The 12,725-nt window shown below is 63.4% G+C and carries 11 protein-coding genes; 4 read left to right on the top strand and 7 right to left on the bottom strand.

Features of this window, described 5'->3' with window-relative positions:
* Positions 1-33 precede the first annotated feature (33 nt).
* Positions 34-2,454, top strand: coding sequence for a GumC family protein (locus C8348_RS05450; RefSeq protein WP_106752259.1), 2,421 nt, complete (start codon positions 34-36; stop codon positions 2,452-2,454).
* A 68-nt stretch (positions 2,455-2,522) separates the two neighbouring features.
* Here the strand turns inward: C8348_RS05450 and C8348_RS05455 are convergent, their stop codons facing one another.
* A complete protein-coding gene (locus C8348_RS05455) occupies positions 2,523-3,707 on the bottom strand; it encodes a GNAT family N-acetyltransferase (RefSeq protein ID WP_157950382.1) in 1,185 nt (394 codons plus the stop codon).
* A gap of 113 nt (positions 3,708-3,820) precedes the next feature.
* Here C8348_RS05455 and C8348_RS05460 point away from each other — a divergent pair, with 113 nt between their 5' ends.
* Entirely contained in the window at positions 3,821-4,909 is a 1,089-nt protein-coding gene (locus tag C8348_RS05460) for a polysaccharide deacetylase family protein (RefSeq protein ID WP_208983569.1), read from the top strand.
* On the opposite strand, the gene C8348_RS05465 is transcribed toward C8348_RS05460, so the two are convergent.
* Positions 4,869-5,054 (bottom strand): DUF2842 domain-containing protein, encoded by a 186-nt coding sequence (locus tag C8348_RS05465; RefSeq protein WP_106752440.1) that lies wholly within the window; start codon positions 5,052-5,054, stop codon positions 4,869-4,871. The genes C8348_RS05460 and C8348_RS05465 overlap by 41 nt on opposite strands.
* A gap of 224 nt (positions 5,055-5,278) precedes the next feature.
* On the opposite strand from C8348_RS05465, the gene C8348_RS05470 reads away from it, so the two are divergent.
* The gene (locus tag C8348_RS05470) at positions 5,279-6,361 is read left to right on the top strand and encodes a COX15/CtaA family protein (RefSeq protein ID WP_106752261.1); all 1,083 of its coding nucleotides are present in this window, start codon (positions 5,279-5,281) and stop codon (positions 6,359-6,361) included.
* 371 nt (positions 6,362-6,732) lie between these two features.
* Here the strand turns inward: C8348_RS05470 and C8348_RS05475 are convergent, their stop codons facing one another.
* Positions 6,733-8,022: an O-acetylhomoserine aminocarboxypropyltransferase gene (locus C8348_RS05475; protein WP_106752262.1), complete on the bottom strand. Its 1,290-nt coding sequence runs from the start codon at positions 8,020-8,022 to the stop codon at positions 6,733-6,735.
* A gap of 195 nt (positions 8,023-8,217) precedes the next feature.
* Between C8348_RS05475 and C8348_RS05480 the strand changes: the two genes are divergently transcribed.
* Positions 8,218-8,838, top strand: coding sequence for a DUF998 domain-containing protein (locus C8348_RS05480; RefSeq protein WP_106752263.1), 621 nt, complete (start codon positions 8,218-8,220; stop codon positions 8,836-8,838).
* 19 nt (positions 8,839-8,857) lie between these two features.
* Here C8348_RS05480 and C8348_RS05485 read toward each other — a convergent pair whose 3' ends face one another.
* The 4 genes from C8348_RS05485 to C8348_RS05500 all read right to left on the bottom strand — a co-directional run bounded on the left by C8348_RS05485 (position 8,858) and on the right by C8348_RS05500 (position 12,689).
* Positions 8,858-9,391 (bottom strand): CoA-binding protein, encoded by a 534-nt coding sequence (locus C8348_RS05485; protein ID WP_106752264.1) that lies wholly within the window; start codon positions 9,389-9,391, stop codon positions 8,858-8,860.
* 13 nt (positions 9,392-9,404) lie between these two features.
* Positions 9,405-10,277, bottom strand: a complete 873-nt coding sequence (locus C8348_RS05490; protein WP_157950383.1) for an ankyrin repeat domain-containing protein — start codon at positions 10,275-10,277, stop codon at positions 9,405-9,407.
* 531 nt (positions 10,278-10,808) lie between these two features.
* Positions 10,809-11,633 (bottom strand): enoyl-CoA hydratase, encoded by an 825-nt coding sequence (locus tag C8348_RS05495; protein WP_106752266.1) that lies wholly within the window; start codon positions 11,631-11,633, stop codon positions 10,809-10,811.
* An 81-nt stretch (positions 11,634-11,714) separates the two neighbouring features.
* Positions 11,715-12,689 carry a hypothetical protein gene (locus tag C8348_RS05500; protein WP_106752267.1) on the bottom strand — a complete coding sequence of 325 codons (975 nt, stop codon included), beginning with the start codon at positions 12,687-12,689 and terminating at the stop codon, positions 11,715-11,717.
* Positions 12,690-12,725: the final 36 nt, after the last annotated feature.

Genomic DNA, 12,725 nt, shown 5'->3' on the forward strand with positions numbered 1-12,725 from the left:
ATAGTTTGGCGGAAGCCTCTCGGAGTTGGTGTGATGAGTTCTAGGCACGACATCTATGAGCCGCAGGATATGGCCCTGGACCTTGCCGCCCTTATGCGTGCGCTTGCGCGGGCGCAACGCTGGCTGTTGCCGCTCGTTGTTGCGGTGGCGGTCAGCGTTTTTGTCGGCCTGCAGTTCGTGCCGGAGAAATATACCGGCGAAGCCAAGGTGCTGATCGAAAGCAGTGATGCTCTTGATCCTGGCGTTTCGCGCGGCCCGGAAAACATCCGCGCGCTGCTGGACGGGGAGGGGATTACCAGCCAGGTCCAGCTGCTCAACTCTGTCGATCTCGCGCGCCGCGTGGCCCAGCGACTTGATCTCGTCTCCGTTCCGGAATTCAAGGCATCAGGCTCGGTCGGGATTTTGCAACAGGCGTTGGCCCTGCTTGGCCTGTCGTCCGACCCCTCGCGGGTGTCGCCGGAAGAACGTGTGCTGAAACACTATTTCCGCAATCTGGATGTCTACCGCCTCGAAGGCTCCCGTGTCATAGCCGTCGAATACAAATCTGGGAGCCCGGAACTGGCGGCCCAGGTCGCAAACACCGTTGTCGACGAATATATCCAGATGCAGTCGCTTGCCAAGCGCAAGGGCCAGGAGGCTGCAGCCAGCGCGCTGGAGCCCCAGATTGCACGGCTCAGCCGGGAAGTTCAGGTCGCCCGTAAGGCCGTCGAGGATTTTCGCGCCAGGGCTGACCTTTTGACCGGTACCGACAATCGCACCTTGAACCAGATGCAGCTGTCGGAAATCAGCTCCGAGCAGTCTTCGGCGCAGGCGGCCGCGGCAGAGGCCGACGCCAAGGCGCGACAGCTGCGCCAGTTGCTGTCCTCCGGCGGATCGCTGGAAAGCGCCAGCGAAGTGCTCAACTCCTCGCTGATCCAGCGCCTTCGCGAGCGGCAGGTGGAATTGCAGTCGCGCATCGCAGAGCTGTCCACCACGTTGTTGCCGGGCCACCCGCAGCTGAAGGCGTTGTCATCGCAACTGGCCGACTATGATCAGCAGTTGCGCAGCGAAGCCCGCAAGATCCTGGGTGGACTTGAAAACGATGCACTTGTCGCCAAACAGCAGGCAGCAGCGTTGGCCTTGCGCGTCGATGAGCTGAAGGAAGCAGCTGCGCGGTCCAACTCCGATCAGGTGCGCCTGCGCGAGCTTGAGCGGGAGGCGGATGCCAAGGCGGCGCAGCTGGATGGTCTGATTGCCAGCTATCGCAATACCGACACGAGCCTCAACGCAGACACTCTTCCCGCAGACGCCCGCGTGATTTCACGCGCGGGCGTGCCGATCGAGCCTTCATCCCCCAAGGTGCTGGTGTTCACCATAGCGGCCACACTCGCGACCTTCGTGCTTGGTTGCACCTTTGTTGTCATGCGTGAGTTCTTGAGCGGTGATGCGCTAAGCCCGATGCAGCCCGCCGAAAGCTATGCCGCCCCGGTTGAGGTTGCCCGCCCATTGGTTCTCGACGAGGACCGTGATGTGGCGGCGCGGCTTGCGCCGGAGGAGGCCCCACTTGCGGGCGATGGCGAGGATGAGGACGAGGTTGACGAAGCATATGACGAGGCACCGCGAAAATCTGCCGCAGGTTTCGACGCGCCCGCCCGCCCATCTCAGCCCGCAAGCCGCGACGCTGTCCGCGAGACACGCCATTCGGCGCCGGACATCGAGGACATCGAGCCGGCTCCGGCTCCATCCCTGCGCGAGGAACGCAGCATCCGCCGTGCGCTGGATCAGGCAGCCCGCCGGATTGAGCGGCTTAGCGAAAGCGTGGCCATGCCCGATCTGCTGCGCGCTGCAACCGAGCCGAAGCCTGAGCCTGCCGCCAAGTCAGCGCCCGCCAAGGCCGCTGCAGCTGAAGACACGCGCGGTGCCAGGACGTCCGTCCGCGAGCCCGCGCGCCCGGCGACAGCTCCGCGCCGCACGGTGATTGTCAGCGCGGCCGAGCCGGATCTGTCGCATCAGCTCGCCTTCGACATGGCACGCCAGTCGGCGGACGACGGCGAGATGTCCCTGTTGATGGAAGTGTTCCCGGACAGCGATGATCCGGCAGCTGCCGCCGGCTTCTCGGATCTTGTCGCGGCGGATGCGTCGTTCTCGTCAGTCATCTACCGCGATGCCGGCTCGCGGGCGCACATCATCGAGGCCGGTCGTCTGCCGCTGGCCAATGCCGATGTCGATCCGCGCCGCTTTGCGTTGGTGCTGGATGCAATCGACGCGACCTATGACCGGATCGTCATTGACCTCGGCCGTTACCGCGCTTCTGCAGCCGCAGCCGAGGTGCTGGCCTATGCGGATGAGGTGATCGTTGCCAGCCGCAGCGGCGTGGCAGCGGTGCGTCTTGCCGAAGTGCTGGACCTGATCTCGGAACTGACGGAGGCCGATGTCATCGTCCGCCGCGTGGGTGGAACCTCGAAGGCGGCCTGACGGCATCTGAAGATGATTTCTGGAATGCCAAAGGCCTCGCCGGTTCCCTGCGGGGCCTTTTGCATTCCTCAGCCTTCGCTGCGGGCAGCCCATTTGCGCAGGCGCCGATACAGCGGCCAGAGGTGCCGCGATGCCCGAACGCGGCGCTTGAGCGCTGACAGAAACGTTGCCGACTGCAGCGCAAGATGTCCGCGGGCTGATCTGGCAAAGCCGATATCAATGAGCGGCTCCGGGTCGGTCCAGGCGTGCTTGTAGCGCTCGTCGCCGAGGCCAAGATCAAGCAGCGTCAGGTTCGGATCCTCGGCGGCCCGGCGGATCAGCAGGGTCAGCAGCTGGACGCCGGGGCTGAAGGGGAGGCTGTCATCCTGCGCAATGCTGTTGGCATAGCAGCAGAGCCGGTTACCAGACCGGCCGGTGATGTAGGTCGCCCGGATCACGCCCGCGACCTCCAGACCCACGATCTGCAGAACCGGGGGACGCGCTCCGGTCCCACAGAGTGCGGCAATGAGGGCGGCATTCAGTCCCGCATCGGCAAAGACATTCGGAATGCCGCTCGTTCTGGCGCGCGCGTCGCGCTGCGCGGTGAAGACATCCAGAAGCGCCCGGATTTCGTCTGGCGAAACTGGCTCCACCAGCGACACGGGGCCGAGGCGCGCGAGGCCCTTGGCCTTCTTGTCCAGCTTGCGCCGGGCATCGCGGTCATGGCGGCTGCGCAGCAATGCCTCGTAGGGCTGATCCAGCGGCCCGACATGCACGGCACTGACACTTGGGCGATGTGGGAGTCCGGCAAGCGGATGCGGCACGCCGTCCAGCATCGCTGGCACATTCACCAGCCGCACCTGATCGGCCCCGGCGGTTCTTGCCACCTCGTTCAGTGCGCCCGTCACGGCTTGCGCGGGCAAGGCATTTAGGGAATCAGGGCACCACAAGCCTGGCATCTGGTTGCCATTTGCCGCCCCAAGCCATTCCAGCGTCACGCCAAGCGGGCCGTCGACCCGCGCCAGCGGCCACAGGAAGACAGGGGTCGTATCCCGCATTCCGATCACGATCAACGGCCGGTGTCCGAGCCGGTTGCCGACATGTGCATACCAGGGAATGAGCCAGTCATGCGCCTGCGACAAGGCGGGCGTCGCTTGTCGCTCGAACGCAGTCCAGAGCGGTGTTGCCTCGGCGAGAGTTTCAAGGACGCGGAGCGTCAGGGGACTGTCTGATCCGGCAGGCGCTCTGCCGGGGCCGGTCAGGGGACCAGTCATCACTCCCTGTCCCATCCTTGGCCCTGCCTCTCGATCCCGCGATTGTTGCAATGAAGCATTGCAACAATCTCTAAAAAAAGCGTACCTATGCCGGGTTTCAGGATCTTTGATGAATGTCCATGGGTTGGAAGCGGCGGTTCTTTTCGGCAGGGTTCTGGGTGCTTCGGCATACCTGGCTCAGCCGCGCGCTCGCTCCATTGACCCAGGGTTGCGGCGTCATCTTTACGCTGCACAACGTCTGTCCGCAGCCATCGACCCCCTTCCAACCCAATGGACATCTTGCCATCACGCCGGAGTTTCTTGGGCAGGTTGTGGATCTCCTGCGTCAGCGCGGCTACCGGATCGTCTCGCTGACCGAGGCGGTGGATCGCCTGTCGCTGGGCTATGGCAGTGAACGCTTCGCTGTCCTGACATTCGATGACGGCTACCGCGACAATCTCGAGCATGCCTACCCGGTGCTGAAAGCACTGGATGCGCCCTTAACGGTGTTTGTCACCTCGGGGCTGATCGACCGCACGTCGGAACTGTGGTGGGTGGCGCTGGAGCATCTGATCCGCGACCGCGACCGGCTGACGGCCTCGGTGGCGGGCGGGCAAACCGAACTGCCCTGCGGCACGGCGGAGGAGAAGGCCGCCTGTTTTGCCACCTTGCGTGAGGTTCTGATCCGCGAGACGGACGAGCGGGCGCAGCGCAAGCTGATCCGCCAGCTGGCGCTTGGCAATGACCTGGATCTTCGTGCCATCGCCGACGAGATGATGCTGTCCTGGGCCGACCTTCGCCGGCTGGCAGCCGACCCGCTGGTGTCCATCGGCGCCCACACCCATGATCATTTTGCCCTGGCGCGCCTTAGTGAGGCTGAGGCGCGGCGCGATGTCCTCTTGGGTCTGGAGCGGATCGAGGCGGAACTGGGCCAGCGGCCGCGGGTCTTTGCCTATCCCTATGGGGACCTCGCCTCGGCCGGCGCACGGGAAGGGCGCATGATCGCCGATCTCGGCTTCCAGGCAGCTGTCACCACCCAGCCGGGCGTGCTGTCCTCGGCCCACGCCCGCGACCTGATGCATCTGCCGCGCGTGTCGCTCAACGGCCATTTCCAGAGCCCGGCCTATGTGGAGGAATATCTGACCGGCGCGCCCTTCGCCCTGTTCCGGGCGGCCGCCAGTGTCAGCCGCGCGGCTTCCCGCCGCGTTCCATCCACCAGATGATCGCTCCCGCCGGAATGACCCAGGCCAGGCCGGCAATGGCGAAATAGACAAAGCGGGTGAGGTTGGACGACTGCTGCAGCGTCATGTCGCCGATCACCATGGCGGTGAGCGCATAGACGACGACGAAAACGACCAGAACGACCATGCCGATGAATTTGCGCAGCGAAGGCACCCGTGAACTCCCTGTCTGTGACATGCCTCCTAGGGCGGCAATGTCAGCGGTCTGACCAGCCGCAAGGCGGCGGGGCGGCGCAATGTCGCAATCCTGAAGGCCGATTGAGACAGCCTGGCTGTGGCCGCGCCACTTGCCCCGCTGACTGGGGACCTATATCCCAAGCAGCCATACGTCAAATCCCGGACGCCAAGAAAATGACGCTGCTGACCGCTGCCGCCCCAGTTTCCGCCCTTTCGCCGCAGGCTGCCCGCAACCGCACCCAGATCCGCCTCTGGCTCTACGGCATCTGCCTGCTGATCCTGGCGATGGTGGTGGTGGGCGGTGCGACACGGTTGACCGAGTCGGGTCTCTCCATCACCGAATGGAAGCCGATCCACGGCACCATCCCGCCGCTCAGCGAGGCGGAATGGCTGGAGGAGTTCGACAAGTACCGCCAGATCCCGCAGTACCAGCTCATCAACAAGGGCATGAGCCTTGATGAGTTCAAGTTCATCTTCTGGTGGGAATGGGCCCACCGGCAGCTGGGACGCTTCATCGGCATCGCCTACGCCCTGCCGCTGGTCTTCTTCTGGGCGACGGGGAGGATCGAGCGCGGGCTGAAGCTGCCGCTGCTGTTCGGCCTGTTCCTCGGCGGGCTGCAAGGCGCTGTAGGCTGGTGGATGGTCGCCTCCGGCCTGGTCGAGCGCACGGATGTCAGCCAGTACCGGCTGGCGACGCATCTGACGCTCGCCTGCATCATCTTCGCTTACGTCTTCTGGATCGCGCGCCGGCTCGCTCCCCATACGGAGGCAACCCCACGCGACGCGGATCTGCTGCGCCGGGCCGGTTGGCTCGTGCTCGGGCTCGTCTTCTTGCAGATTTTCCTGGGCGGCCTGGTCGCCGGGCTGAACGCTGGCCTTACCTTCAACACCTGGCCGCTGATGGACGGGCAGTGGGTGCCGAAGGGGCTTCTGGTCATGGAGCCGGCGTGGAAGAATTTCTTCGAGAATGTCATGACCGTGCAGTTCCAGCACCGGCTTGGCGCCTATGTGCTGACGATCGCTGCCGTGGCGCTGCTCGTCCTGACGTTGAAGCGCGCGGTTCATCAGGGCCTGCGGGCGACCGTGATGCTGCTGACTGCGGTGATCTTCGCCCAGGCGGCCCTCGGCATCACCACCTTGCTGCTGCACGTCCAGCTCGACGTTGCCCTTGCCCATCAGGCAATGGCTGTCATCGTGCTCGGCATGACAGTGGAATATCTCGTCCGGCTGATGGGCGAGGCATCGGCTCCGGCCTGAATCAGTTTCTTAGAATCAGGATGTGAAGCAACTGACTCGGTTTCTTCGCTTTGACGGCGAAGTGATTCTGAACAAACGGGAAAGCGGACACCAGTCGCACCCGCGAAAACGCCTCCCGGCGCAGATTTCCCCCTCCGCCGCACTGTCGCAGCCCCTCGCTCCTGCCATAAACCACTACGCCGTCCTGGCCCTGTGCCGGGACCCGCCATGAAGACAGGACCTCTCCTTGTGTTCGGTGCGACAGGAACAGGTCCCGGCGCAAGGCCGGGACGGCGCGGGGTGTGGATCGGATCGATCAGGGCGCAAACAAAGAAAAACCCCGCCGGATCGCTCCGGCGGGGCTTTCATGTTTCAGATGAGCCTGGCGACGATCAGCCCGGCAGCTTGGCGAGCGCCTGGTCGAGGTCGGCGATGATGTCGGCGACATCCTCGAGACCGATCGACAGGCGCACCACGTCCGGACCGGCGCCGGCGCGCGTCTTCTGCTCGTCAGAGAGCTGGCGATGCGTGGTCGAAGCCGGATGGATGATCAGCGAGCGGGTGTCGCCGATGTTGGCCAGATGCGAGAACAGGCTGACACCGGAGACGAGGGCAACGCCCGCGTCATAGCCGCCCTTGACGCCAAAGGTGAACACCGCGCCGGCTCCCTTCGGGCAGTACTTCTTGAACAGGTCATGGCCCTTGTCGCCCGGCAGGGCGGCGTAGGAGACCCAGGAGACCTTCGGGTGCTTGGCCAGATGCTGGGCCACCGCGAAGGCGTTGTCGCAGTGGCGCTGCATGCGCAGCGGCAGGGTCTCGATGCCGGTCAGGATCATGAAGGCGTTGAACGGCGAGATGGCGGGGCCAAGGTCACGCAGGCCAAGCACGCGGCAGGCGATGGCGAAGGAGAAGTTGCCGAAGGTCTCGTGCAGCACCATGCCCTGGTATTCCGGGCGCGGCGAGGACAGCAGCGGATAGCGGCCGCTGGCCGACCAGTTGAACGTGCCGGCATCGACGATGACGCCGCCCATGGAGTTGCCGTGGCCGCCCATGAACTTGGTCAGCGAATGCAGCACGATGTCCGCGCCATGCTCGATCGGGCGGATCAGATACGGCGTTGCCAGCGTGTTGTCGACGACGAGCGGCACGCCCTTCTTCTTGGCGATGGCCGAGATGCCGGCGATGTCGGTGACGATGCCGCCCGGGTTGGCAAGGCTCTCGATGAAGATCGCCTTGGTGGTCTCGTCAACGGCGGCCTCAAAGGCGGCAAGGTCCGACGGATCGGCCCAGATGACGTTCCAGCCGAAGCTCTTGAACGAGTGATTGAGCTGGTTGATGGAACCGCCATAGAGTTTGGTCGAGGCAACGATGCTGTCGCCCGGTGTCATCAGCGTGTGGAAGGTCAGGAGCTGCGCAGAGTGGCCGGAGGCGACGGCCAGCGCGGCGGTGCCACCTTCCAGCGCCGCCACACGCTCTTCCAGAACGGCGGTCGTCGGGTTGGTGATGCGAGTGTAGATGTTGCCGAAGGCCTGCAGCCCGAACAGCGAGGCCGCGTGGTCGACGTCATCGAACACGAAGGACGCGGTCTGGTAGATCGGCGTCACGCGCGCGCCGGTGGACGGATCCGGCTGGGCGCCTGCATGAATCGCCAGCGTCGAAAAGCCCGGGGTTGCATCAGTCATTCCCTGTTCCTCCAGTGTAATTTGTGCGCAGTGTGGCCTAAGGTGTAGGCAAGGTCAAAGGATTGAAGTTCCAAAAGAGGGCCCTTCTGGAGATGCCAATGGTCCGCAGGTGGCAGTTCTTGAACGGTTGTTTTCTCGCCAACTCGGCGGGCCGCGTCAGGCCCATGTCTTGTGCCTCGGATCAGGAGCGGATGGATGACACGGATGTTCGGTGGAGTTGTTGCACTGCCGGTTCTCAGTTGCGCCTGGCTTGCTGTGGGCGTTGGGGTGGCGGGTGCAATGTATCCAGGATACAACCACCTGACCCAGTTCATCAGCGAACTTGGCGCAACCGGCTCGCCCGTTGGATCCTGGGTCAACTGGTGGGTCTTCTTTGCCTGCGAAGTGCCGGTTCTGGTCTTCGTATGGCAGGCTCTCCGCAGGTTGCCGCATAGTGGATTGCTTGTGGCAGGCTTGGTCTTGCTCGCCCTTTATGCCCTCCTCCTGATGGCGGCGGCGGTCTTTCCCTGTGATTTCGGATGCAGGGCGGATGATCCGACCACTTCGCATCAGATCCATATGCTGACCGGGGTTTCAGCCTATCTAGCTGGTCTTGCCGGGTTGCTTGCCGTGTCTCTCGGGCTTGGCCGGATGGAGCAACGCATTCCGCGCCTCGCTTTTGTCCTGCCTGTCGCCAGTGTGCTGTTGTTAGGCGTCAGTGGAACCATGCCGGACTATGCCGGGTTGGGCCAGCGGCTGAACGAAGGCCTGATCTATGCCTGGATGATTGCAGTAGCTGTCCGGATCGAGCGGCTGACAACCCCGTCACTTCCTTGACGGGGTTTGGTTCGGCCTGTCAATCGGACTTGCCGGATCCGGACAGTCCGCGATGCTGGAACCCGTCGGTCAGCACCGGGCGCTTGGAGGAGAGGCTGCGCGAGTTGACGCCCATCCAGCCGATCTCGCCGGAGAGCCGGCCATATTCGATCTTCGGGCAGCGGTTCATGATCACGGTGAGGCCGGCGGCCTCGGCCTTGGCTGCAGCGTCCGCATGCTCGACGCCGAGCTGCATCCAGATGACCTTGGGAAGCGAGGGCAGGCCAAGAGCCTCCTCGACGATGCCCGGTACCGCATCCGACGCGCGGAAGATGTCGACCATGTCGATGGCGGCGGGGATATCAGACAGGCGTCCGTGCACCGGCCGGCCGAGCAGTTCCTTGCCGGCAAGGCCCGGATTGACCGGCCAGACCTCATACCCTTTCGACAGCAGGTACTTGAGGACGAAGTAGGATGGCCGGACAGTATTGGCACTGGCGCCTAGCATCGCGACGGTCCTCACACTGTTGAGGATGCCGCGCATATCCACATCGGAGAAACTATCGTGGGTCATGTGAGCATTCTAGTCAATTGGAGCCAGGTTTGATGTTGCTGCTGGCGCTGGGCTGCAAAAGGCAGGATGTGCCAAGTTCGAGGCCTTGCCGGTGCGCGATCAGGAAAGTGAGAATGTCATTTGCACCTACACTGCGGGCAATCTCCTCCGCAGCAAAATCCTTGATGCCATCCACTTGGACAAGATAGTCGGCACCGGCTCCGATTAGTCGTTTTACCATGTCCGTCTTGCGGTTGGCGATGGCAATGAGCAGTGGGGTGTAACCGGAGGCGGCCCTGCGTTCCTCAAGATTGACTTCCGGCATTCGCGCCAGCGTATCACACCAGATCTCGCCCAGTCCGCCAGCAGCTGCCGCGCCGGCGGCCGTTGCCGGATAGTTTGGGCCGTGCCCCGTCTGAAGGCGGTAGTTGATATCGAAATCCGGCTTGCGTTTCAAAATGTCGAGGATGACGAATGTAGCTGTTCGGTAACCTTGGTAGGCATCGGTGTTGCCTGCAACACCGGCTGTGTTGCGCAGGAAATAGGTCAGGTCCGTGTTTTGTCTTGGGCCGGTTTCGCGCCAGCGGTACCGCTCGTCCTGCATGATTGTGGAAATTGTCGCAAGACACGCATTTTGGTAGCTCAGATCAAACGCGACAATGGCCTTGAGCAATCGCGCCATGGCGAGTTGAACAGGTGTCAGCGTCGCAGGGTAGGCGTTGATGTCAAAACTACGGTCATTGGTCAGAAGGGCCTTGACCTGCGGAGCGGAGCATGCCGTTGCAAAGACGCCGAGCTTAATGACAGGGTCCTTTGAGAACTCTGCCCTACTTGGCGGGGCATCCGCTCGTGCAGATCCGACCCCGATGCCGAGACAGATTGCGAGCAAGAGAATTGATCTTTTCATGGTATCCCCCAATATTTTCTTCGAAAAGCCGCAATAGTTCCTGCAACTTTAGCGACTGGGGAGCTCAATACAAGGCTAAATGCCTCTGGGTGAGCTAGGGAGCATATTGCGAAGAACGGCGTGTGCAGAATTCGCCCGCTCAGATGCGGGTCCGTGACCTGATCCAATGCTCTGTAAATGCTTGCAGGTTACAAGGTTGCTGCCGGTGAGCGAACGGATCACAGCCTCGGATATCTGGCCCCGCAGGATTGCTGTTTTCATTGACCATCGTCACAGGCTTTTCGGCTCCTTGAGCCGGGCTGGCCGATACCGCTGCAAGGACGGGAGCGCCTCGTTCCAGGTTGCGAAGACAGGCGTCGCCTCAACGGCGAGTGTAGCCTCGTCGCGAATGACAGTGGCGGCCGGCTGCAACGCGCTCTACCGCAAGAGGTGGGGCGGGGTGGCATGAAAGGAGATGTCCGTGCCCGGCTTTGAGCCGGATCTGGCGGGAGGGGGAAATGTCCCGCCAGCGCGGCCATCATGGATGCCGCCTCACTCCCCGCGCCACTTGGGCGCGCGCTTCTGCAGGAAGGCGTTGATGCCTTCCTCTGCATCTCGGGCGAGCATGTTCTCCACCATCACCGAGGCGGCATAGTCATAGGCCTCATCCAGCGGCATCTCGATCTGGCGGTAGAAGGCCTCCTTGCCGATCTTCAGCGTCAGCGGTGACTTCGACGCGATCACCTCGGCATATTTCTGGACCACCTGTTCGAGATAGTCGGCCGGAATGATGCGGTTGATCAGGCCGAAGGACTTTGCGGTCGAGGCGTCGATGGATTCGCCCGTCAGCAGCATTTCCATGGCCTGCTTCGGAGACGCGTTGAGGCTGACGGCCACCATGGGCGTGGAGCAGAACAGGCCGATATTGACCCCCGGCGTGCAGAAGGTGGCCGTGTCGGTGGCCAGCGCCAGGTCGCAGGAGGCAACCAGCTGGCAACCGGCGGCGGTGGCGACACCCGTGACCACGGCAATCACCGGCTTCGGCAGGCGGACGATCTGCTGCATCAGATCCGAGCACTGGCGCATGATCGCCTCATAGGTCGCGCGGCCCCGGTCGGCTTCGGCGCGCGCGGCCGTCAGTTCCTTGAGGTCATGCCCGGCGCAGAACACCTTGCCCTCGGCACCAAGCAGGATCACCCGCACCGCCGGGTCCAGTTCGGCCAGGGTCAGCTCGGCAGCCAGCGCGCTCATCATCTCCCGCGACAGCGCGTTCATCTTCTCCGGCCGCTGCAGCACCAGGCGCAGCACGCCATTGTGCAGCAGCTTGCCGATGAGCGGGCGGGTTTCGGCTGCGATCTCAGGGCTTGAGGCGGACATGCGGGGCTCCGGTCTGGACTGTCATGGCGACGGTTGTACCCCAGACCGGCCGTCTCGCAAATCAGGCGTTCGGCGATGGCTTCATTGCGCCGGCTTTGCCGCCAGCCAGGGCGTTTCGGCGCTCCAGAAGATGATGTTCACGCCGAGATAGTCGCTGGCGAAGCTCTCGAACTCGGCCCGGGTGAAGCGCTTCTTCGTCTCCGGGTTGATGTAGGCGAGCGTCGGCTCCTGGATCGCCATGGCCACCAGCGGGAGCTTGCCCCGGAAGGAATGGAAGAACGGATAGGCATTCTTCATCTGCCCCTTGCGCCAGGGCACGATGTCCGGCCCGCCGAGGCCGATGCGGTTCTCCGCCGCAAAGGCGAACACCCGTTCCATGTACTTGCGGTCGTTGTTCCATTCGCAAGGCCAGAAGTTGACGTATTGCACCACCGCCGATGTGGCGAAGGCCTTGCGCGCCGCACCCATCGTGTCGAGTGTGGCGCTGAAATAGGCATCGCAGGAAAAGCCCGTCGCCGGGTCCTTGGCGTTCACCTCCACAGCCGTCTCCGGCAGGTTGAGCCCGGCGATCTGGCCGTCGAACCGCTGCCCAAGGGCGGCCAGCAGCGCCTGGAAGCGGCTTCTCAGCGCCGGGTTCCATTGCCGCGCGGCCCAGCCTTCCTGCACCAGCTTCTTCGCCTCGAGATCCTGATACTGCGGCACCAGCCCGCCCTCATAGACCGGATCGGTCAGGATATAGTCCGGCAGGTTGCGGGCCTCGGTCGAGAAGAACCGGTCCTGGATCTGGATGAACAACTGCTTGCCGGCGGCCCGGGCCAGCGCCAGATCAGCTTCGATGGCGCTGAAGTCGTATTGGCCCTTCTGTGGTTCGAGGCGCCGCCAGTTGTAGATCACCTGCACGCCGGAGATCTCGGGCCGGGCGAGCAGGGCGGTCTGGGCCTCAAGTTCACCAGCAGACGTATAGAGATAATGCGTCAGCGGCGCGGCGCCTGCGGTCGAGGTCGCAGCCGTGAGACTGGCAAGGGCAAGGGTGAGGCAACGGGCAAGGGAAAGCATCGGCAAGGTCTTCCTGTCAAATGAGGCTGGAGGCGT

It is taken from the genome of Pannonibacter carbonis (assembly GCF_003012935.1).
In the GTDB taxonomy this organism is placed as follows: Bacteria; Pseudomonadota; Alphaproteobacteria; order Rhizobiales; family Stappiaceae; genus Pannonibacter; species Pannonibacter carbonis.